Source organism: Humidesulfovibrio idahonensis (assembly GCF_054657715.1).
Genome location: NZ_BAAHYE010000002.1, coordinates 353546 through 375447, shown reverse-complemented (window position 1 = coordinate 375447; position 21902 = coordinate 353546). Strand labels below are relative to the sequence as shown.

At 66.2% G+C, this 21902-nt stretch carries 20 protein-coding genes; 11 read left to right on the top strand and 9 right to left on the bottom strand.

What is annotated here, in order from left to right; genetic code table 11:
- Nucleotides 1-28: 28 nt before the first annotated feature.
- From ACYQ4W_RS02010 to ACYQ4W_RS01995, 4 genes are all read right to left on the bottom strand, one after another.
- Nucleotides 29-562, bottom strand: coding sequence for a DUF4337 domain-containing protein (locus tag ACYQ4W_RS02010; RefSeq protein ID WP_459852216.1), 534 nt, complete (start codon nt 560-562; stop codon nt 29-31).
- A gap of 523 nt (nt 563-1085) precedes the next feature.
- The gene (cmk, locus tag ACYQ4W_RS02005) at nt 1086-1754 is read right to left on the bottom strand and encodes a (d)CMP kinase (protein WP_459852214.1); all 669 of its coding nucleotides are present in this window, start codon (nt 1752-1754) and stop codon (nt 1086-1088) included.
- Nucleotides 1747-2847, bottom strand: coding sequence for a histidinol-phosphate transaminase (hisC, locus tag ACYQ4W_RS02000; RefSeq protein ID WP_459852212.1), 1101 nt, complete (start codon nt 2845-2847; stop codon nt 1747-1749). The genes cmk and hisC overlap by 8 nt, the downstream gene beginning before the upstream one ends.
- A gap of 129 nt (nt 2848-2976) precedes the next feature.
- Nucleotides 2977-3420, bottom strand: coding sequence for a universal stress protein (locus tag ACYQ4W_RS01995; protein ID WP_459852210.1), 444 nt, complete (start codon nt 3418-3420; stop codon nt 2977-2979).
- 347 nt (nt 3421-3767) lie between these two features.
- Here ACYQ4W_RS01995 and ACYQ4W_RS01990 point away from each other — a divergent pair, with 347 nt between their 5' ends.
- Nucleotides 3768-4265, top strand: coding sequence for a hypothetical protein (locus ACYQ4W_RS01990; RefSeq protein ID WP_459852208.1), 498 nt, complete (start codon nt 3768-3770; stop codon nt 4263-4265).
- Here ACYQ4W_RS01990 and thpR read toward each other — a convergent pair.
- Both thpR and ACYQ4W_RS01980 read right to left on the bottom strand, forming a co-directional pair.
- Nucleotides 4262-4906, bottom strand: a complete 645-nt coding sequence (thpR, locus tag ACYQ4W_RS01985) for an RNA 2',3'-cyclic phosphodiesterase (protein WP_459852206.1) — start codon at nt 4904-4906, stop codon at nt 4262-4264. The genes ACYQ4W_RS01990 and thpR overlap by 4 nt on opposite strands.
- Nucleotides 4903-5436, bottom strand: coding sequence for a CinA family protein (locus ACYQ4W_RS01980; protein WP_459852204.1), 534 nt, complete (start codon nt 5434-5436; stop codon nt 4903-4905). Before ACYQ4W_RS01980 ends, thpR begins: the two co-directional genes overlap by 4 nt.
- A gap of 55 nt (nt 5437-5491) precedes the next feature.
- Between ACYQ4W_RS01980 and ACYQ4W_RS01975 the strand changes: the two genes are divergently transcribed.
- From ACYQ4W_RS01975 to ACYQ4W_RS01945, 7 genes are all read left to right on the top strand, one after another.
- Entirely contained in the window at nt 5492-5950 is a 459-nt protein-coding gene (locus ACYQ4W_RS01975; protein WP_459852202.1) for a hypothetical protein, read from the top strand.
- Between the two features lie 98 nt (nt 5951-6048).
- Nucleotides 6049-7326, top strand: a complete 1278-nt coding sequence (serS, locus tag ACYQ4W_RS01970) for a serine--tRNA ligase (RefSeq protein ID WP_459852200.1) — start codon at nt 6049-6051, stop codon at nt 7324-7326.
- A gap of 756 nt (nt 7327-8082) precedes the next feature.
- Nucleotides 8083-9519, top strand: a complete 1437-nt coding sequence (locus tag ACYQ4W_RS01965) for a putative sulfate exporter family transporter (protein ID WP_459852198.1) — start codon at nt 8083-8085, stop codon at nt 9517-9519.
- A gap of 37 nt (nt 9520-9556) precedes the next feature.
- Nucleotides 9557-9727: a hypothetical protein gene (locus ACYQ4W_RS01960; protein ID WP_459852197.1), complete on the top strand. Its 171-nt coding sequence runs from the start codon at nt 9557-9559 to the stop codon at nt 9725-9727.
- 99 nt (nt 9728-9826) lie between these two features.
- Nucleotides 9827-12334, top strand: coding sequence for a c-type heme family protein (locus ACYQ4W_RS01955; protein WP_459852195.1), 2508 nt, complete (start codon nt 9827-9829; stop codon nt 12332-12334).
- Nucleotides 12331-13746, top strand: coding sequence for a sigma-54-dependent transcriptional regulator (locus tag ACYQ4W_RS01950; protein ID WP_459852193.1), 1416 nt, complete (start codon nt 12331-12333; stop codon nt 13744-13746). The genes ACYQ4W_RS01955 and ACYQ4W_RS01950 overlap by 4 nt, the downstream gene beginning before the upstream one ends.
- A gap of 14 nt (nt 13747-13760) precedes the next feature.
- Entirely contained in the window at nt 13761-14042 is a 282-nt protein-coding gene (locus tag ACYQ4W_RS01945) for a hypothetical protein (protein WP_459852191.1), read from the top strand.
- A gap of 505 nt (nt 14043-14547) precedes the next feature.
- Here the strand turns inward: ACYQ4W_RS01945 and ACYQ4W_RS01940 are convergent.
- The 3 genes from ACYQ4W_RS01940 to rimO form a co-directional block, all read right to left on the bottom strand.
- Nucleotides 14548-15381 (bottom strand): split-Soret cytochrome c, encoded by an 834-nt coding sequence (locus tag ACYQ4W_RS01940; RefSeq protein WP_459852189.1) that lies wholly within the window; start codon nt 15379-15381, stop codon nt 14548-14550.
- A 430-nt stretch (nt 15382-15811) separates the two neighbouring features.
- Nucleotides 15812-16330, bottom strand: coding sequence for a DUF1003 domain-containing protein (locus ACYQ4W_RS01935; protein WP_459852187.1), 519 nt, complete (start codon nt 16328-16330; stop codon nt 15812-15814).
- A 121-nt stretch (nt 16331-16451) separates the two neighbouring features.
- Nucleotides 16452-17756 (bottom strand): 30S ribosomal protein S12 methylthiotransferase RimO, encoded by a 1305-nt coding sequence (gene rimO / locus ACYQ4W_RS01930; RefSeq protein WP_459852185.1) that lies wholly within the window; start codon nt 17754-17756, stop codon nt 16452-16454.
- A 126-nt stretch (nt 17757-17882) separates the two neighbouring features.
- Here rimO and ACYQ4W_RS01925 point away from each other — a divergent pair, with 126 nt between their 5' ends.
- Genes ACYQ4W_RS01925 through glmS form a run of 3 tightly spaced genes read left to right on the top strand, consistent with a single transcriptional unit; the run spans nt 17883 to nt 21861 of the window.
- A complete protein-coding gene (locus ACYQ4W_RS01925; protein ID WP_459852183.1) occupies nt 17883-19358 on the top strand; it encodes a two-component system sensor histidine kinase NtrB in 1476 nt (491 codons plus the stop codon).
- A 10-nt stretch (nt 19359-19368) separates the two neighbouring features.
- A complete protein-coding gene (locus tag ACYQ4W_RS01920; protein WP_459852181.1) occupies nt 19369-20007 on the top strand; it encodes an XTP/dITP diphosphatase in 639 nt (212 codons plus the stop codon).
- 27 nt (nt 20008-20034) lie between these two features.
- Nucleotides 20035-21861 carry a glutamine--fructose-6-phosphate transaminase (isomerizing) gene (gene glmS, locus ACYQ4W_RS01915; protein ID WP_459852179.1) on the top strand — a complete coding sequence of 609 codons (1827 nt, stop codon included), beginning with the start codon at nt 20035-20037 and terminating at the stop codon, nt 21859-21861.
- The last annotated feature ends 41 nt before the right edge of the window (nt 21862-21902 follow it).

Here is a 21902-nt window from a genome sequence, read left to right as displayed (position 1 = left end):
AACCGCGGGGCCGTGCGCCCTGCCCCGACTAGAAAAACAGAAAGAATCCGTTGGCGAAGAACACCAGCCCGACGACGCCCACGGCCATGCCGCCCATCCACACGGGCTTGAGCTTCATGAGGGCGGACACCGAGCACAGCAAGATGGCTATCTGCAAAAAGATGATGGCCATGCCGAACGCGCCGGAATGGGCCTGGGCCTCGGCGATGGCCGCGTCATAGGCTTCGGCCTGCTTCTTGATCTCCTCCTTCTGCGTCTCGTACTTGGCGATCTTGGCCGCGTAGGCCTCCTCCTTGCTCCGCGCTGCCTTGGCGTAGTCGCCCTCGGCCTTGCCCGCGTTCAAAAGCGCCAGGTCCAGGCTGTCCTTCTGCAGCTCGTGCAGATACTGCTTCATGTCCTTGGCCTGGTAGTAGGCCCACTGGTTGGTGGCCTTGGACTGGGAAAGCACCGCGCGCGTGGAGTGCTGTCCTCCTTTGAAGGTGGACAAGGTGGCGCACACGGCGAACACGATGGTCGTCACCGCCACATAGCCGAGCCAGCTCTCTTTTTTCTCTTCCGCCATGCAAAAACCTCAGGTTCCGGCAAAATGTTCAGCACCGCAGATCGCCGCGCAGACGCCGCCGTCTGTGCGTATGGCTTGAATAACAGCCTTGCCCGCCGCCCCGCAAGCCCCTGCGGAGCCCTTTTGCCAGAACATTCCCATGATATCGGACGCGACGCTACATGCGGCCGCCTGGGCACGGCGTCCTGGGATGCGCTTGCGCACGGGCAGGACTACGCGGAGGCGAAGGATGTAGGGCGAAGGCTGTGGGGCGAAGGCTGTGGTCGCGCGATGTGAATGCGGGGGCGCGGGCTTCGCAGCGAGGAGGGCCCGGACAACGCGGAGCAAGGGCGCAAAAAAAGCCGGCAGGCTGTTCTGTCGGCTCTTCCTGTCGGCTCTTCCTGTCGGCTCTTTTTGTCCGCGACTCTGGCCCGCGACTCCTGTCGGCGACTCTGGTCGTCTGTCCTTTCGGCTTTCTTTTGGCGCTCTTCCACACGGGCGCATGCGGCCCGGGCCACGCGCGCTTGTTTGGCGGTGCCTCGCCTCAGCCCTTCACGTAGCCCAGCACCTTGGCCAGCACCTCGTCCTCGCCCAGGCTCGTGGTGTCGACCACGATGGCGTCGGGCGCGGGCTTGAGCGGCGCGATGCTGCGGTTGCGGTCCTGGTCGTCGCGCTGGCGGATGCTCTCGGCGATGGCCTTGAGGTCGGCGGGCTTGCCCTGGGCCTCCAGCTGGCGGCAACGCCTGCGGGCGCGCTCCTCCGGGTCGGCGTCGAGGAAGAACTTGTGCCGCGCGCCGGGGAACACCACCGTGCCCATGTCGCGGCCCTCCGCCACCAGCGCCGTGGTCTGGCCCAAAAAGATCTGCGCCATCTTCATGTAGGCCCGCACCGAGGGCACGATGGCGAGCTGCGAGGCCCAACGGCCGGTCTCCTCGCTGCGGATGGCCTGGGGCAGGGGCTGGCCGTTCAACAAAAGCCGCGTGTCCGTGCCGCTGCCGGCAAGGGAGAACTCGAAGTCGCCCAGCTTCTGCTGCAAAATGCCCTGGGGCCAGTCCCAGGCGCCCTCGCCCAGGGTATAGGCCGCGGCGCGGAACATGGCCCCGGTGTCCAGAAAGGCCACGCCGAGCGCACCGGCCAGGCGTGCGGCCAGGGTGCTCTTGCCCACTCCGGCGGGTCCGTCCAGGGTGACGATGAGCGGATCGGCGTTAGCCATTGAGAATCTCCTCAAGGGCCTTCAGGAAAGCCTCTGTTTCATCCTTTGTGCCCACGTTGACGCGGATGTTGTCCGGCAGGCCGAAGCTCTTGAGATGCCGCACGATGATGCCGCGCTTGAGCAGCTCCTCGCACACGTCGCCGGCCGGATACGGCGGCCGGAACATGACGAAGTTGGCCTGCGAGGGCCAGACCTCGCAGCCCAGCTGCGGCAGGCGGGCCAGCAGCCGCTCCCGTCCTTTGAACATCACCTCGAGGGTGGTGCTGTAATAATCGTCGTCGCCCAGGGCGGCCAGGGCCGCGGCCTCGGCAAGCAGATTCACGGTGAAGGGCGGGCGCGCGCGGCGGACATGATCGGCCAGCCAAAGGGGCATGGCCCCGTAGCCCAGGCGCAGCCCGGCAAGGCCGTACACCTTGGAGAAGGTGCGCAGCACCACCAGGTTTTCCAGCTCGCCCACCATGTGCATGACGGAATATTCTTCCGGCGGCCAGGTGAAGTCCATGTAGGCTTCGTCCACCACCAAAAGCGTTCCGGCCGGCAGCACGCCGGAGAGCACCATGATCTCCTCGGCCCGGGCGGCCTGGCCAGTGGGGTTGTCCGGGTTGGTGACGAAGACCATGGCCGTGTTCTTGTCCACGGCCTCGGCCAGAGACTCCAGCGGCAGGCGGTAGCCGTCGCCCCTGGGAACCTCGCGGTACTCCACGCCGCACAGCCGCGCGGTGAGGCCGTACATGCTGAAGCAGTGCTCGTAGCAGATGACGTTGTCCTTGCCGGGGCGGGCCACCACGCGCATGAGCAGGTCGATGACTTCATCGGAGCCGTTGCCGGCCACGATGCACTGCGCGGGCACGCCCATGGCCTTGCCCAGGGCCTCGGCCAGACGCGGGCTGTGGTTCTGGGGGTAGCGGTGCGCCTCGGTCGCCGCCTTGGCGATGGCCTCGGTCACCAGAGGCGAGACGCCCAGGGGATTCTCGTTGCTGGCGAGCTTGATGATGTGCTCAAGGCCGTACTTGGCCTTGATCTCCTCCACGGAAAGCCCGGGTACGTAGGGCTTGAAGTCGAGGATCTCGGGCCGGACGCGCTGGCTGGACATGGGTGCTCCTGTACGTTGGCGCAATCTGCGCGCAAGAGAAAAACGGCGCAGAGGCGACCCGGCGGGCCGCCCCTTCAAGCGCCTTCATATACGTAAACCCGCCCGGCCGTCCAGGCGTACGAATGGGCTCTAGTGCTCGGGCCGGATGGTCATGACCGGGCACTTGGCGCCCTTGACCACCTTCTCGGCCACGGAGCCGAACAGGATGCGGTCGATGCCCTTGCGGCCGTGGGTGCCCATGATGATGAGGTCGGCGTTTTCCTTGGCCGAAATGCCGAAGATCTCCTCGGCCGCGTAACCGGTGACCACATGGCCCTCGGCCTCGACGCCCTGGAAGTTCTCGCTCAAGAAGGCGCTCATGGTGGCCTCGGCGCCGGTGACGATCTCGCCCACGAAATTCTCGATGGAGCTGGGCGGAACATGGAAGCCCACGTACTGGGAAAGAGACGGGGCGACATACAGGCAGATGATCTTGGCCCCCAGGCCCTGTGCCAGAATCCGGGCGTACTCCGCAACGGCGGGGCTGTGCTCGGAAAAGTCCACTGCGCAAAGAATCGTCTTGATTTGGGCCATGACGCTCTCCCTTGGTAAGTCGTTTTGCCTCCCTTCTTAGAGGGAAGGAGACGGGAACAATGTGAAAATAATCACCAGACTCCGGTAATGCAAGCACAAAAAGCGCCGATAAGGATTGCGCGCGGCCGAAGCGGCCGGTGAAGCCCCGCGTCCGCAAGCGTGCAGAATGGACAAGGGCGGCGGCATTCTGTATCTTGAAACAGCGCTGGAGCAAGGGCCACGGGCTCCGGGGGCAAGATTTTCCGCCCCTGCGAAAACAAAAAGTTGCGCAATTTCAAGCCAATCGAAACACTACGCCTTGGCATGGTCTCTGCACATCAAAAGCAAACCATAGGTGAGGAGTTGCCATGAAGATCCTTCCTGACCAGTTGGAGAGCGTCCGCCTGGACCAGACCAGCCAGACGGCCCGCGGCACACAATCCAGCACCGCCTTTGGCGACATCTTGAGCGGCGAGGTCGCCAAGACGAGCACGCAGAGCACCAGCAGCACAGCATCCCTGCCTCCTCCGGGCGGGCTCGGCACGCTTTCGGCCCTTGTCGGGGTCCAGGACGTCGAGGCCACGAGCGAGGTAACCCAGTCGGGGAGTGCGATTATGGACAAGGTGGACAGCGTGCTCGACAAGTGGGACCAGTACGCCCAGAACCTGCAGACCACCTCCAGCGGCTCCAGCCTGAAGGCGGCCTACGGCGTGCTCGACGACATCGACAGCGCCGTGCAGGACATCAAGAGCGCCAATCCCAATCTCGCCCAGAGCCACCCCGCCCTTCAGGGCGTGGTCTCCGAGCTTGAAGCCATGACGGTGACGGAGCGTATCAAGTTCAACCGGGGGGACTACACCGCCTAGGCGGTGCCCTCCGCCGGACCCGCACCCTGCCCGCGGGCCGGAAAACATTCCAGGGCGACGTACTTGGGCTCCCCCGGCCCAAGTATGCTCCGCCAAAGCACAATATCCTCCACCCGCGCCGGCGCGAACACCTCTGCGCCAAGCTCGCGGTCCACAAGCCCCCAGTCCTCGTCCGCGGCGGCGGCCTTCACCCGGCCAAGGGTCACGTGCGGACGAAAGCCGCGCCCGCCCGAGGCAAAGCCGCAGGGGGCCAAAGCCGCCTCCACCCGCGCCGCAAGCGCGGTCACGGCCTCGTCGCCCTGGGCCAGCGCGGCCCACAGGGTTCTGGGCGCGCGCAAGGGACCAGAGGCGGAGAACGCCCCGGCCCCGCCAAGACGCAGTTCCAGAGGCGAAAAAACGATGGCCCGCAGCGCCGCGGAAATCTCCGGCAGACGCGCGCACTCCACCTCGCCCAGAAATTTCAGCGTGATGTGCCAGTTGTCCGGCGCGGTCCAGGCGATGCGCGAGGAAAAACGGGCGGCCAGGCGGCCGGCCACGCGGGAGAGCGCCGCGCGCCAGTCTTCCGGCAGGGGCAGGCCCGCAAAGCAGCGAACGGTCGTTGCCTTGGGCGCGGCCTTGGCGCTCACGGCCTTGGCGCTCATTTGATGAAGGTCATCATGCCGAACAGCGCCCCGGCCACGCTTTGGGCCTTGACCGCCGTGCGCGCCCCCCGGAACAAAAAGGCCTCGGCCCTGCTGCCGCCCGGCCAGGCCCAGGCCACCCACACCGTGCCCACGGGCTTTTCCCGGGTGCCGCCGGTGGGGCCGGCAATGCCCGAAACCGCCACGGAGCAGCCCCTATCCGCGGGCATGCCCGGCAAGAGCAGCGCGCCCTTGGCCATGGCCAGCACCACGGCCTCGCTCACTGCGCCGTGCGCCTCTATGAGTTCCGGCGGCACGCCGAGCAGGCCGCTCTTGAGCGCGTTGGAATAGGCCACCACCCCGCCGTGGAACCAGGCCGAGCTGCCGGGAAGGTTGGTCAGCGTGCTGGCCAGAAGCCCGCCCGTGCAGGACTCCGCCGTGGCCATGAGCCAGCCGTTCTGCGAAACCAGCCGCCCGGCCTCCGAGGCCAGACGCGACAGCCGGTACTGGCCCTCTTGCGCCAAAAGGTCATATTGCTCCGTCTTTTTCATCTCGGCCCCCTGGCCCTTGTTTACAGAAGCGGGCCGCGCGTGGCAATTGGAAGCCATGGAAAGCGGCACCCTGATTCCCCTGCTCTTGCAGCGCGTGCACAACGTGGCGCAAAAGCTGCGCCTGCGCCGCCGCGAGCCCTGGAACTGGCTGGTGCAGACCGCGAGCCTCGCGCTGCTGCCGCCGGGCCTGGTCTTCCACAGCTGGGCCGTTGTCGCGCTTTCGCTGCTGGGAATCGGCGCGGGGTGCTTGGCCCTGCCGCTGCCGCCCATGGAGCACACGGAGCTGCGCCGCCTGCTGCCCTCCATAGAGCGGCTCATCGGCATGGAGAGCGCCTGGCTGGCCAAGCCGCTGGACCGCCGCAAAAAGTGGCAGCTCTGGCTCTTGTGCGCGGGCGGGCCCGCCGCCCTGCTGCTGCTCTGGCTGCAGGACCTGGGGCCCATCGGCCTGACCATCGCCGTGCTGTACCTGCTGCACGTGCGGCGCAAGAACATCGAGCAAGGCATCGACCCGTAGACGCCCGCCCCCAATTTCCCCCTTTATTCCCGGCCCGGCTTTGGGTACACGGCGGGGAGCGGAAAAACGCCCGCGCCTTTATTTCAAGGAGAACGACCATGCTTGACCTCAAATTCGTGCAAAGGAACCTGGACGCAGTGAGCCAGAGCCTGAAAAAACGCTGCAAGACCGAACCCGACGTGGCCGAGTTCGCCCGCCTGGACGAGAAGCGCAAGGCGCTCATCGGCGAAAGCGAAGGCCTGAAGGCCGAGCGCAACCAGGGCTCCGCCGAGGTGGCGAAGCTCATGCGCGCGGGACAGGACGCCGCCGAGCTCATGGCCGCGCTGGCCAAGATGGGCGAGCGCATCAAGGAGCTGGACGTCGAGCTGACCGACATCGAGGCCAAGGAGTCCGACTGGCTGCTCAAGGTTCCGAACATCCCGCACGAATCCACGCCCGAGGGCGCGGGCGAGGAGGACAACCCGGTGCTGCGCCACTGGGGCGTCAAGCCCTCCTTCGGCTTCGCGCCCAAGGAGCACTGGGAACTGGGCCAGGCCCTGGGCGGGCTCGACTTCGAGCGCGCGGGCAAGCTCACCGGCTCGCGCTTCTGCGTCAGCTTCGGCTGGGCCGCCAAGCTGGAGCGCGCCCTGGGCGCCTTCATGCTCGATTGCGCGGCGGAAAACGGCTACACCGAAGTGCTGCCGCCCTTCATGGTCAACAAGCAGACCATGACCGGAACCGGCCAGCTGCCCAAGTTCGAGGAGGATCTCTTCAAGATCCAGGGGCAGGAGTACTATCTCATCCCCACGGCCGAGGTGCCGGTGACGAACCTGCACGCGGGCGAGGTGCTGGAGGAAGACCAGCTGCCCACGGCCTACTGCGCCCTCACGCCGTGCTTCCGCAGCGAGGCAGGCAGCTACGGCAAGGACACCAAGGGCCTCATCCGCCAGCACCAGTTCCACAAGGTGGAGCTCGTGCGCTTCGCCCGGCCGGACAAGTCCTTTGAGGACCTGGAGCTGTTGACCGGCCACGCCGAGATGGTGCTGCAGCGCCTGGGGCTGCACTACCGCGTCATCGCGCTGTGCGGCGGCGACCTGGGCTTCTCCTCCTGCAAGACCTACGACATCGAAGTCTGGCTGCCCGGCCAGGACAAGTACCGCGAGATATCGAGCTGCTCGAATTTCCAGGACTTCCAGGCCCGGCGCGCGAATATCCGCTTCAAGGCCAAGGGCGCGAAGAAGAGCGAGTTCCTGCACACGCTGAACGGCTCCGGCCTGGCCGTGGGCCGCACCCTGGTGGCCGTGCTCGAAAACGGGCAGCAGGCCGACGGCACCATCATCCTGCCCGAGGCCCTGCGGCCCTACATGGGCGGACTGGAAAGAATCACGGGAAGATAGCGCGAACCGGGCACGGCCTCCGATCCTCGCCACGGGAACACTTCCGCTCCCCATTGTGCCGGGTCCGGGGGCGGCCAGCCCCCGGCCGCCGGAGGCATCCCACGACGTCCCCCCTCGGCGTCGCCTCCTCGCCATCGCCAGGGAGAGCCAAGGGGCGCCTCCCCGCTCCCCGCCGGGTGGTAGGATTTCTCCCTGCCCCCCTTGAGAAAAACACCAAAGGCCTGGACCGCACGAAACGCGGCTCGGGCCTTTGCCTTTTCGACAAACCGCAGCGGGCCGAGATGACGCAACGCCGGCCCGGGCGGAGAAGCGGACTCTTTTCGACTAATTCTAAAATTATTCTGGAAAATATTGCCGGGTGTGCGCTTTCCCGCTCCGGCAACATGTTCCGCCGCGCATCCATTCCTCCTCCTGCGTTCGCCACGGCAAAATTCTTTCACCGCCCGTGCCGCGCCGCACTCGTCCGCACCCTGCCTCCCGCCGGACGCAGCATGTAAACGCAAGTTGGCGGCAACCCCCCCCAAGCGAAAATAAATAGTCCTTACAAAACAGGTAATTATCCATCCAATAAAAATGGCCCCGGACTTGCTTAGTCTGAAATCCAGATGAGGAAGGGGGGCCGCCCGTGCCGGAGCACACGCTTTGGGCTGGGCTGGGAGTGGGTCCCGAACCCCTGGTCCACAAGCGTCCGGTTCGGCGCGCCAGCTGCGGCCGCCGCGAATAACGACATCGAACATGCGTGCTAAGGAGGTTCACATGGCGGAAAAGAGATGGCTAACCGAGGATAAGCTCGCCCTGATTATGGGGCTTTTCCTCTTTGCCCTGGGAATGCTCAACTTCGCGGGGATTGACGCCCTGGGATGGAGCGTGAAGACAAGCGTTTGGACCAGCGCGGACAAGGTGTTCTCCGCTGCGACCGGCGGCTACAAGGGGGTTCCCGGCTATGCGGCCCTGATCTTCACCTACGTTTTCATCACCGCGTTCTTGAGCGTAGGCGTGAAGTTCCTGGGCGGCAGCGTGCCCCGGTTCGTCAAGTCCTTCTCCATCGTCTTCGTCATCAGCATGGCCTGCTGGGCCGCCGGGCACTTCGCCCAGATTGCCGCCACGCCTGACCAGCTGGCCAAGTACCACCTGGAGTGGTCCCTGGGCCTCACCGGCGAGGCGGGCTTCATCCTGGCCCTTCTGGCCGGCATCTTCATCGGCAACTTCATTCCCGGCCTGGCCGAGGAGCTGAAGGAAGCCCTGCGCCCTGAAATGTACATCAAGATCGCCATCGTCATTCTGGGCGCGGAACTCGGCGTCAAGGCCGTCGACGCCCTGGGCCTGGCCTCCTCGGTCATTTTCCGAGGCCTGTGCGCCATCGTCGAAGCCTACCTCATCTACTGGGCGCTCGTGTACTTCGTCGCCCGCAAGTACTTCAAGTTCAGCAAGGAGTGGTCCGCGCCCCTGGCCTCCGGCATCTCCATCTGCGGCGTCTCCGCCGCAATCGCCACCGGCGGCGCCATCCGCGCGCGGCCCATCGTGCCCATCATGGTCTCCTCCCTGGTGGTCGTGTTCACCTGCATCGAAATGCTCATTCTGCCCTTTGCCGCCCAGTGGGGCCTGTGGAACGAGCCCATGGTCGCCGGCGCCTGGATGGGCCTGGCGGTGAAGAGCGACGGCGGCGCCATCGCCTCCGGCGCCATCGCCGACGCGCTGATCCGCGCCAAGGTCCTGGCCGAAACCGGCGTCCAGTATCAGGAAGGCTGGGTCACCATGGCCGCCACCACCATCAAGATCTTCATCGACGTGTTCATCGGCATCTGGTCCTTCGTTCTGGCCATGGTGTGGTGCACGTTCATCGACTGCAAGCCCGGCGAGCGCATGAAGTTCAGCGCCGTGCTGGACCGCTTCCCCCGCTTCGTCATGGGCTACGTCATCACCTTCCTGGTCATGCTGGCCATTTGCGCCATGGGCCCGGACATGGTGAAGCTCGGCAAGGGCGCCATCGCCGGCACCGGCATCTTCCGCGGCATCTTCTTCGTGCTCACCTTCTTCACCATCGGCGTCGTGTCGAACTTCAAGAAGCTCTGGGCCGAGGGCATCGGCAAGCTGGCGGCGGTGTATGTCGTCTGCCTGTTCGGATTCATCATCTGGATCGGCCTGTTCATCTCCTGGCTGTTCTTCCACGGCGTGAAGCCGCCCATCGCCTAACAGCGCCCCGCCGCGCATCTACATAAGGAGCACAACCATGCAGCTCGAAGAAGACAAGATCGCAGAAGAAATGCAAAAGATGGAGTATGAGCCCCTCGAGCCCATCGAGATCAAGCTCATCACCTGGAGCATCACCATCGGGGTCGTCTCCCTGGTCGTCCTCTACTGGGTCAGCTCCACCTTCTTCCCCGCCGCCCACGGCGTGTAGACCGTCGCCACGCCCGGACCGGGCGCCCATTGCTCCCGGTCCGGGCCATGCCCGCCGCGCCCCGGCCCCGGCGCGGCGGGCTCAAACAGGACCTTCAGCATGATGCATCCCCTCCTCGGCAAGATTCAAAGCAAATTTCTGCTGGGCCTGGCGGGCATCTTCCTCCTGCTCGGAGGCATCTTTCTCTTCTCCCTCAACATGCACCTGCGCGAGATGCTGCACATCGAGGCCGAGGCCAAGGCCGAGCTCGTGTTCTCGCACCTGGCCTCCGTGCAGGACTACGTGCGCAACACCCTGCGCCCCACCGTGCGCCAGGCCCTGCCGCCGGACCAGTTCCTCATGGAGGCCATGAGCACCTCGTTCGTCACGCGCAAGGTGCTGGTGGACCTGAACACCCAACGCGACCAGTATCTGTACCGGCGCGTGGCCCTTTCGCCCCGCAACCCGGCCTCCGAGGCCAACGAGATGGAACGCGGGCTCATCCGCCATTTCCAGGCCGAGCCCGAGGCCACCAGCTACCGGGGCTACAGGGTCATCGACGGCATCGAGCACTTCGTCATGGCGCGGCCCGTGCATTTCGAGCACGAGTGCCTGACCTGCCACGGCGACCCCAAGGACGCGCCCCGCGTGCTCGTAGAGCGCTACGGCGACAAGCGGGGCTTCGGCCGCAAGGACGGCGAACTGGCCGGGCTGGACTTCGTGGGCATGCCCGTGGACAAGAGCGTCAAGCACATCCGGCAGTCCATCACGCTTTTCGGCGGCTCGTTCTTCGCCGTGGCCGCGGGGGTGTTCCTGCTCATCGTCCTCTTCTTCAACCGCCTGGTGGTGACGAACCTGCGGCGGCTTTCGGCCATCTTCCGCGAGAACTTCCAAAGCCCCAAGGACCAGAGCATTCTGGATCGGCTGGACGAGGGCGATGAGATCCACTCGCTCATGGAGGCCTTCGGGGCCTTCGCCTCGCACCTGCGCGCGGCCAGAAGCCAGCTGGAGGACTACGCCGCCAACCTGGAGGACAAGGTCCGCCGCCGCACGGCCGACCTGAGCATGGAAGCGGCCGAGCACAAGACAGACGTGCGGCTGTTCGTGGAGCTTTTGGGCGACCTGAACCGCAGCCAGGACCACGCGGAGCTGCTGCAGACCGCGCTGCCGCGCATAGCCGAGCGCTTCGGCGCCACGCGGGCGGCCTACCTGTGCGCGCCCCTGGGCCGCCCGCAGTACGCCTGGCCCGGCCCGGACTGCGAAGCGCTGATGCCCAAGGACTGGGTGACGGTGGTGAGCGCCGGGCAGGTGCGCATGGAGGCCGACCGCGTCTTCGTGCCCGTGAGCACCTCCGACTTCAACCGGGGCCTCATGGGCCTGTTCTGGGAGCACGGCCCCCGGCCCGAGGTGGCGCCAGAGGTGCTTTTGGCCCTGGGCCAGCAGCTCGGCATCGCCATCGAGAACCTGGAGGCCATTGACGCGCTGCTGCGCCAAAACCGCTTGCTAGAACTCATCTTCGAGGGCATTTCCGATCCCCTGCTGCTGGTGGACGAAAGCGGCTCCGTGGTGCTGGCCAATTCCTCGGCCCGCGCCCTGGCCCAGGGCATCCGCCCCGGCTCGCGCATCCAGACCTGGTTCGCCAGCATCTCCGCCCCGGCGGTGAAGGACGGCACCCTTGCCGCGGCCATCGCCGGAGCCGCGCCCTCCAGCCTGGAGTTCGAGCTGGCCGGGCCGCGCACCCTGGCCGTCAGCGTGTACCCCCTGCGCGACGGCGGCGGCGTGGGCCGGGCCGTGGTGTACATCCGCGAGACCACCGCGGAAAAGCGCCTGCGCGCCCAGATGCAGCAGAGCGAGAAGCTGGCCGCCCTGGGCAGGCTGGCCGCCGGCCTCGCGCATGAGATCAACAACCCCCTCGGCGTCATCAGCTGCTACGCCCAGCTGTTGCAAAAGAGCCAGCAGGGCAGCCAGGCCCAGGAGGATCTCGAGGTCATTGTGCGCCACACCAAGAAGGCGCAAAAGGTGCTGCAGGACCTGCTCGGCCTGGCGCGGGGCAACAAGGCCGCCACCGGCCCCACAGATTTGAACGCCGTGGTGCGCGCCCTGGCGCAGATATTCCGCGTGCAGGTGGACAAGACCGGCGTGGAGCTGACCCTCGACCTGGCCGAGGGCCTGCCCTTCGTCCAGGCAGACGCCTCCACCCTGGAGCAGATTTTGACCAACTTGCTGGTGAACGCCTTTGACGCCGTGCCCCCGGACACGGGCTGCATCGTCGTGGGCACGGAGCCCGGCGCGGGCGGCAAAACCGTGCGCCTGCGCGTGGCCGACAACGGCCCGGGCATTCTGCCCGAAAACCTGCGGCAGATCTTCGACCCCTTCTTCACCACCAAGGAGATCGGCAAAGGCACGGGGCTTGGGCTCACCGTGGTGCACGAGCTGATGCGCGAGCTGGGCGGCGAGGTGGAGGTCGAGGGAGCGGGCGGCGCCACATTCTACTTGACCTTGCCGGCCGCGCCCCAGGAAGATGCGGGGAATGAAAGCCATGCAAGCAGGGACGCCGCGGACGACGGCTGCAACAATGGGTCTGCCGGGCCGCAGGGGAGCGATGACATGAGCGGAGGCCAGGCATGAACAGCCAAACGCCCGCGCCCAGCGGAGCCGCCCTGCTGGTCGACGACCAGCGCGACTTCGCCGTGGGGCTCTCGCGCCTGCTTGGCGGGCAGTTTCCCGGCTGGACCTTCGCGGTGCGCACCTCCGGCGATGAGGCCCTGGCCGAGCTGGAGCGCGGCGACTACAGCCTGCTCATAACCGACCTGCGCATGCCCGGAATCTCCGGCCAGAGCCTGCTCACCGCGGCCCTGGCGCGCGACCCCGCGCTCACGGTCATCATGCTCACGGCGTACGGATCGGTGGAGACCGCCGTGGCCGCCCTCAAGGAAGGGGCCTACGACTTCCTCACCAAGCCCATCGACCAGGAGAATCTGTTCCGCGTGGTGGGCAAGGCCATGGAGCGCGGCCTGCTCCTGCGCGAGAACATGCGCCTGCGCGAAAAGGCCGCCGACAGCGAGCTCGGCCCCATGCTCATCGGCGAAAGCCCGGCCATGCGGCGGCTGCGCAAGTCCATTCTGGCCGTGGCCGCCTCGGACTACACGGTGCTCATCCGGGGCGAGTCCGGCACGGGCAAGGAGCTGGTGGCGCGGTCCATACAGGCGCTGGGGCACCGCTCCGGCGCGCCCTTCATCACCGTGAACTGCCCGGCCATTCCCGACTCCCTGCTGGAAAGCGAACTCTTCGGCCACGCCAAGGGCGCCTTCACCGGGGCGGACAAGAGCCGCAAGGGGCTCTTCATGGCGGCCAACCTGGGCACCATCTTGCTGGACGAAATAGGCGACATCCCCTCGGCCGTGCAGACCAAGCTCCTGCGCGTCATCCAGGAGGGCGAGGTGCGGCCCGTGGGCACCAACGAGGCCCTCACGGTCAACGTGCGCATCCTGGCCTCCACCAACCAGAACCTGGAGGCCAAGATCGCCGACCAGAGCTTCCGCGAGGACCTCTACTTCCGCCTCAACGTGCTGGCCATCCACGTGCCGCCCCTGCGCGAGCGCACGGAGGACATCCCCAGCATCGCCAGCCATTTTCTGCTCACGGTCTGCCGCGAGCTCGGCGTGCCGCAAAAAGAGCTCTCCAATGAGGCCGTCTCGTACCTCACCTGCCGGGCCTGGCCGGGCAACGTGCGCGAGCTTCTGAACCTGGTGCGGCGGCTGGCCGTGTTCTGCCCCGGCGAGCGCATAGAGGTGGCGCACGTGCGCCAGGTGGAGTGCGGCGCGGGGCTGGGCAAAGAGGCGCCCGGCGCGTTTTCGCCCTACAAGGAGACCAAGCAGATGGTGCTGGACGAGTTCACCCGCACCTATGTGCACCGCCTGCTGGAGCACACCCAGGGCAATATTTCAGAGGCGGCCAGGTTGAGCGGCGTGGAGCGCTTTTCTTTGCAGAAGATACTCAAGCGCCTGCGCATGAACACCGGCGACTACCGGAAAAGCTAGCAACAGGGAGAATTATGGAACGCGAAACGCTTCTTGCGAAGCTGTTGGACATGTTGCGCGAGGACGAGCGTCCCGCGATGGAGACGAAGATTGCCCAGGCCCTGGCCGAGCACACCAAGGGCGCGGCGAACGCGGACGAGGCCGAGGCGCTCTCCCTGCGCTTCCTCAAGGACCTGGACATCTTCGTCAACTGGCGCGGGGCCGATTTCATGTATTCGCGCGGCATCGCCGAAACCTTGCGCGTGGGCGAGGACATCTGGGAGCTGGCCTACCAGTTCAAGAAGGCCATGTGCTGAGCCACGCGCAGGACTGAGCGTATCAGCCGGATCGGGCTGGCCGAAACGGGCCGGTCTGAAAGCGCCGTCGAAACGTCCGGATTTAAGGTACTCATCAGCGGTGTGGAGCAAGCGCGCGGATCGTAACGTTTCCGGTCCCGCCCGCCGCTGCGCACGTGCCGGTCTATCGGGGCTCAAGACCTTTGAGTGGGCGGCATGTGCGGATTTTGTGGCGATGAAGCGCTGCGCCAGAAAATGCGGGGAGGGCGTGCGGACCCTCCCCCATTCTTGCCCGCGGAGGCGACGCGCAGGAATGCTGTGAAATTCCAGGCTGATCCGATCGTCCGGCCCAGCTGGCCCCTTTGGAGCACGGCCCCGGCCTGCGCCCAGAGCCGGACGCGGCAATCCTGCGGAAGAGCGGGAAGGGCGTCCTCCCAAACGTCCTTCCCTTTCCAAACGGTGGCTGTGGCTCGTGTGGCTTGAAAATCCATCCTGCCGCCTTGACGCCGCCGGTTGCGGACGCCCGCTACGGGTGGTTGCGGAACTTGTCCTGCACATGCGCGCTGCCGCCATGGCAGGGCGTGCAGTCCATGCGGCCCTTCAAAATGGGCGAAACCTTGCCCTTGCCGTGGCACTCGCCGCAGGCGGCCTCGGCCTTGGATTTGAAGACCGACGCAAAGCTTCCGTTCAGCTTGGCGTTCATGATCTCGATGGCCTTGGTGGCCACATCGGCGGTGACGCGGGCGCAACGCTCGCCGCGCTTGGGGCTTGAGGCGTCGATGCCAGTGGCGAAGCACCAGGTGCTCACCGACTGGTGGCACAGCACGGAGCCGGACACATGGGTGGGCAGCGGCCCCACCGCGCCCTGCCCGGCCGGACCCGGATCGTAGATGGGCAGGGCGGTCTTCTCGTACCAGCGGAACAGCTCGGTCACCATGGGGTCGCGCTCCTTGCGGCCCCAGAACAGGGCGTAGGCGCTGGCCGCGCCAAGCAGCGCGCCGCAGATGGTGCCCCACTCGGAAATACCGCTCTTGCCCACCTCCATCATGTGGAAGGGAAACTGGTCGTAGGGCGCGCCGTACTTCTTGGCCATGGCGCCGATCATGGCGTGGAACACCCCGTAGCAGCAGCCCAGGCCGTCCTCCCAATACCCGGCGTGGGCCACGGGCGCGCACTGGGCCGCATCCAACGGGTGCGCCACCCAGGCCGGAGCCTTGGGCGCTTCCTTGAGGCCCGGCTTGCCCTTGGCCGCGAAGCCGTCCCGCGCCGTCGCCACCACGCCGCCCACGCCCGCCAGCACGCCGCCAAGGGTCGCGCCGCCAAGCCAACCAAGAACGTCCCGTCTGCTCACATCCGTCATATCTCCACCCCTCTCTTGAATATTGTATTGTGCTGGCGCACGCCGCACGCAGGGGGCAAAGCAAGGCCCATGCCGCTCAGACACTCAAATAATATCTTTTGTTTTTAGCATATTACCAATCCAAGCCGGCGCGATATCGCCAACCGGAAGAGGCAGTGCGTCTGCCTGGGGTGGCAGGCAAAGGCCGCAAGGAACGCCCCAAGCGGTCCGAGAAGGCCCGCGGCGGCCAAGGGTGACGAGGAGCGGCGCAAGAAAAAGGCCGGACCAGGAATCGCCCGGCCCGGCCTCAGGCCGCGTGAATGAGGAAATGCGCGGAAGGGAAAACAATCCCGTTGAATGCGAAGGCCAACACGAAAAGATCAAAAAGGAGCGGATGCTTGATCTTGTCATTATCGAAAGCGCGGGCCTGCTTGCCGCGCAGGTCTCCCGCCTAGCCCGCGCGCCCCGCGCCGTCCGCACGGCCGTGCGCCTGGTCCGCCTTGTCCAGCCGGGCCAGAATCTCCAGCATGAGCTCGTCCTGGTGCGCCAGATGCTCCATGATGACCTTGATCTCTTCCTCGGCGGTGACGTTGATGCGGTAGTCGTGCTCGGCCCGGAGCCGGTCGTTCTCCGACTGCCTGTTCTGGCTCATCATGATGATCGGTCCGGCGTAGGCGGATTCAAAGCTCAGCACCAGATTGAGCAGGATGTACGGATACGGATCCCAGGCGTCGAAATAGCCCGGGGTGTTCTTGTACTGGTAGGCCAGGTAGGCGTTGACGCCTATCCAGACCAGGATGATGGCGCTCTGGATGAAGATGAACGGCCAGCCGCCCACCACGCGCGCCACGGCGTCGGCCACGCGCTGGCCCAGGGTCAGCGATTCCTGCGCGACGACATTGACGTTGGGCACGACATGCGTGCTGTGGCAATATGTCGCCGCCGGTCCGGGCTCCCTGCGCTGCTGCATGGCCAACCATCCTTCACGGCGCGCGCCGCGTGCTTCAATCCGCCGCTGTCAGGCGGAGCTTGGGAAATCCCGGCGCCTCGTGGGCAAGGCCCGCCGCGACATCCCCACAGCCAGGGCCGGCTTAGGCCAGCGCCACCAGGTCGTAGCTCTTGGCCTGCTCTATGTCGGCCATGACCATGCGGCCGGGCTTGACCTTGGGACCGCTGACATAGGTCACGCCGTCCACCTCCGGGGCCTGGAACCACACGCGGCCCACGTGCAGGCCCGGCCATTCCGGGCTCTCCTCCTCCACCAACACCTCCTGCCGGGTGCCGATGAGCGCCTCCAGGCGTTCGCGGCTGATCTCCTCCTGCAGCTTCATAAGGGCGTTGCGGCGGCGGGTCTTGGTGCCCTGCGGCACCTGGCCCGGCAGGTCCGCGGCCTTGGTGCCCTCCTCCTGATGATACGGGAACACGCCCATGTTGGCGAACTTCGAGCGCGCGACGAACTCCTTGAGCGCCTTGAAGTGCTTGTCCGTCTCGCCGGGGAAGCCCACGATGAGGCTGGTGCGCAGGGCGGCCTCCGGGAAGTGCGCGCGCACGCGGTCGATGACCAGCGAGGGGTCCTGGGCAAAGGGGCGGCCCATGGCGGAGAGGATCTCCGGGTGGGCGTGCTGCAGGGGAATGTCGAAATACGGCAGCAGCGGCTTGCCCAGCCCGGCCAGGTGCTTGAGCAGCCCGTCGGTGAGTCCGGCCGGATACAGATACATGAGCCGCAGCCATTGGAGGCCCTTGATGGGCATGAGGCGGTCGAGCAGACGCTTGAGCCCGTCCTTCATGTCCAGGTCGCGGCCATAGCTGGTCACGTCCTGCCCCACCAGCACCAGCTCCGGCACTCCGCCCTGCTCCACCAGCAGCCGCGCCTCGCGCTCCAGGTCGTCCAGCGAGCGGCTCACGTGCTTGCCGCGGATGCTGGGGATGGTGCAGAAGGCGCACTTGTGCGAGCAGCCCTCGCTGATCTTGAGATAGGCGTAGCCCGGCGCGGTGCTCAAGCGGCGCGGGCCCATGGCGTCCAGATTCTTTTTGCCCAGCGCCGCGCCCACCAGGGCGGGCCAGTGGTCCAGCTCCCGCGTGGAGAGCCACAGGTCCACCTCGGGCAGGTCGGCGGCCAGGTCCGCCTCGCCGTAGCGGCTCACCATGCAGCCGGTGACGGCGATGACGGGCTTTTTCGCCGCGGCCTCGGCCTCGCGGATCACGGCGAGTATGGTGTCCACGCTCTCCTCCACGGCCGGGCGGATGAAGCCGCAGGTGTTCACCAGCACGAGATCGGACTCGGCCACGGTCTCGGCCGGAACAAGCCCCCGGCCAAGAACGCCGAGCATGCGCTCCGTGTCCACGCGGTTCTTCGGGCAGCCCAGGCTGATGGTATGGACATGAATCGGCGGCATTATAGTCTCCTCAACAGGTGTGGGAATATTTGGTGCAGAATGTTGCGCTTTAATCAGAGTCGTGTAGGATGATTCCTCAGCGTATCCTCATGGCGCGTCACCCCTCGGCGCGGAAGGAGGCCCTGCATGGTGGAATCCCTGCGGGCGATGAAGCAATACCGCATTGGGCTCATAGGCGACAAGTCATCACTTGTGCCTTTCTGGGAGCTTTTCGCCTCGCTCGGCAACGAGCGGGTTCTGGGTCAGCTGGGTTTGCAGGCCCTGGCCCTGCACGACGGCGTGACCGGCGACGGCGACGCGCCCGGCGGCGATCTGCCCGTGTACCCCGGCTGGCGCGAAATGCTCGCAGCCCATCCGGACATCACCCTGGTCATTGAAACCACCGGCCACGCGGGCATATTGGCCGACCTGCGCCAGAACCTTTCCGTGAACATCGCCCTGGTGGAGCGCGCCGCGGCCAGCTTTTTCGTGCGCCTGCTCTCCACCGACCAGATGTGGGTGGCCTGCAAGCTCGACCTGTTGCAAAGCCAAAGCCTGGTCAAGGGCATCATCGACCAGCTGCGCGAGGAAATAGCCCTGATGGACGGCCAGGGCCTGGTGCTCGACTGCAACAAGGCCGTGCTCACCGCCCAGAACCTGGCCAAGCACGAAATCATGGGCCGCCCCCTGCGCCAGTTCTTCCGCCTGCCCGAGGGCCTGAACGGCAACGCCGAGGCCCTGCATCCCATAGAACACGCGCTGGCCACGGGCCAGGGCTCCGAGTCCACACTGGCCCACGTGGACGCCGAAGGCCGGCTGCACTACACGCGCGAGTACGTCTACCCCATCCAGGACGACACAGGCTCGCCCGCCAGCTTTCTGTGCATACGCCGCGACATAACCAGCCGCACCCAGATGGAGCACCGCCTCCAGCAGTCCGAGCGCCTGGCCTCCATCGGCGAGATGAGCACCTACATCGCGCACGAGATAAGAAACCCGCTCTTCGCCATCGGCGGCTTCGCCAACCAGCTTTTGCGCACCGTGAGCGAGCCCGCCGCGCGCGAAAAGATCGAAATCATCATCGAGGAGTCCAAGCGCCTCGACAGCATCCTGAAAAGCATCCTCACCTTCGCCCGGCCGGTTGAGCCCGGCAACGGCCTGACGGACCTGAACAAGATCGTGCGCGACACCATGGAGCTCATGGGCCTGGCGTGCGAAAGCCAGAACATCCAGTCCGTGCTGGGCCTGACCGAGGACCTGCCGCTCATCAAGGCCGACCCGGAGCTCATCAAGCAGTGTCTCATCAATCTGGTCAAAAACGCCCTGGAGGCCATGCCCGAGGGCGGCATTCTGGCCGTGCGCACCGGCATGAACCAGACCCAGGTCATCCTCGAGGTGGAGGACACCGGCCAGGGCATCGCCCCGGAAATACGCGACAAGGTCTTCAGCCCCTTCTTCAGCACCAAGGGCAAGGGCTCCGGCCTGGGTCTGGCCATGATCAAGAAAATCATGGACGACCTGGGCGGCGCCGTGGACCTGGCCAGCGTGCCGGGCGAGGGCACCCGCGTGACGCTGCGCCTGTCCCCGCAACTGGCGGTTGCGAAACCGGCCCCGGACAGGTAGACTGCCCCGCATGAGTGAAGCCGCAGCCCCCCTGGAAAAACGCATCGTCCTGGCCACCCGCAACGCGGGCAAGATCAAGGAACTCAACGACCTTCTGGCCGGATACGGCCTCACCGTGCTGGGTCTGACGGACTTCCCCGAGATCGGGGAAATCGAGGAGACCGGCGCGACCTTTGCCGAGAACGCGGCGCTCAAGGCGCGCACCGTGGCCCAGGCCACCGGCCTTGTGGCCCTGGCCGACGACTCCGGCCTGGTGGTCGACGCCCTTGGCGGCGCGCCCGGCGTCTACTCCGCCCGCTATTCCGACCCCGGCGCCACGGACGCGCGCAACAACGAAAAGCTTTTGGACGTCATGAAGGACGTGCCCGAGGCCAAGCGCGGCTGCCGCTTCGTCAGCCTTGTTGCGGCCATTGCCCCCAATGGCGAAGAAATTTTGGCCGAGGGCCGCTGGGAAGGCCGCGTGCTTTCCGCCCCGCGCGGCAACGGCGGCTTCGGCTACGACCCCCTGTTCCTCGACCCGGAGCTGAACCAGAGCGCGGCCGAGCTCTCCCGCGAGGACAAGAACGCGCGCTCCCACCGGGGCCGCGCCCTGCGGGCGCTTTTGCAGGGCTGGTCCGAGTTCTGGGCCCGCGCCTCCCAAAATGCATAACCCCCCTTTCCCCTGCGGAGGAATTCCATGTGCGGAATCATAGGCTACTGCGGTCACCGGCCGGCCGTCCCCCTTGTGGTGGAGGGCCTGCGCCGTCTTGAATATCGCGGCTACGACTCGGCCGGCGTGAGCTACGTCCAGGGCGGCGCGCTCTCGGTCATCCGGGCCGAGGGCAAGCTGGGAAACCTGGAAAAGAAGCTGGAGAGCCAGAACGTGTTCTCCGCCACCGCGGGCATGGGCCACACCCGCTGGGCCACCCACGGCCCCCCGGTGGAAAAGAACGCCCACCCGCACACCGACCACACCGGGCGGCTGGCCATCATCCATAACGGCATCATCGAGAACTACCAGGAGATCAAGGCCGAGCTCTCGGCCAAGGGCATCGTCTTCCGGTCCGACACGGACTCCGAGGTGCTGATCAACCTCATCGCCGAATGCCTGAAGGACACCGCCGGCGACGTGACCAAGGCCATTTCCAAGGCCCTTTCCCGCGTGGACGGCGCGTACGCCATCGTGGTCATGAGCGCGGACCACCCCGGCACCCTGTGGGCCACCCGCGTGGCCAGCCCGCTGGTCATGGGCGTGGGCACGGGCGAAAACTTCTTCGGCTCCGACATCCCGGCCTTTCTTCCCTACACCCGCGACGTGGTGTTTCTGGAGGACGGCGAACTGGTCAAGATCACGGCCGGCACCTGGGAGGTCATGGAGACCGCGACCCTCACGCCCATTGAGAAAAAGGTCGCGCACATCAACTGGGACGTGCAGGCCGCCGAGAAGGGCGGGTTCAAGCACTTCATGCTCAAGGAGATCTTCGAGCAGCCCAAGGTCATCCGCGACTGCCTGCTGGGGCGCATAGACGCCGCCACCAGCCAGGTGCGCCTGCCCGAGCTGGACAAGCTGCCCACGCCGGAGCGCCTGCACATAGTGGCCTGCGGCACCAGCTACCACGCCGGGCTGTGGGGCATGTACCTGCTGGAGAAATACGCCAAGATTCCGGTGCAGGTGGAGATCGCCTCCGAGTTCCGCTACCGCGACCCCATCCTGCCCAAGAACAGCGTTGTGCTGGCCATCAGCCAAAGCGGCGAGACCATGGACACCATGGCCGGCATCAAGCTGGCCAAAAGCCGCGGCCTGCCGGTCATCGGCCTGTGCAACGTGGTCGGCTCCAGCATCTCGCGCGAGGCCGACTACGTGATGTACAGCCAGGCCGGGCCGGAAATCAGCGTGGCCTCCACCAAGGCCATGTGCAGCCAGCTCACCGCGCTTTTGCTGCTCACCCTCTACTGGGGGCGCCGCACCGGCGCCATGACCGAGGCCGACTGCGCCGCCATGGTGCGCGAGCTGACCCACCTGCCCCAGGTGCTGGAAGGCGCCCTGCCGGGGCTGCGCACCACGGCCCAGCAACTGGCTCGCCATTACTCCGAGGCCACGAGCTTCCTGTACCTGGGCCGCGGCCCAAGCTTCCCCCTGGCCCTGGAAGGCGCGCTCAAGCTCAAGGAAATTAGCTACATTCACGCCGAGGGCTATGCCGCCGGCGAAATGAAGCACGGCCCCATCGCCCTCATCGACCCGCACTTCCCCACCTTCGCCATCGCCCTTGATGACGAATTCTTCCCCAAGGTGAAGTCCAATCTGGTGGAGGTGCAGGCGCGCGCGGGCGAAATCATCGCCCTGACCAACGAGGGCCTGGACCTGACCGTGGAGCGCCCCTGGGTGCTGCCGCGGGCCACGGGGCCGCTTTCGGCCTTTGTCATTCTGCCCGCGCTGCAGCTCTTCGCCTACGAAATGGCCGACTACCTCGGCAAGGACGTGGACCAGCCGCGCAATTTGGCCAAAAGCGTGACCGTTGAATAATGCCGTCTCCGGTCCGGCCGCCCCGCAGCGGCCGGACCGAA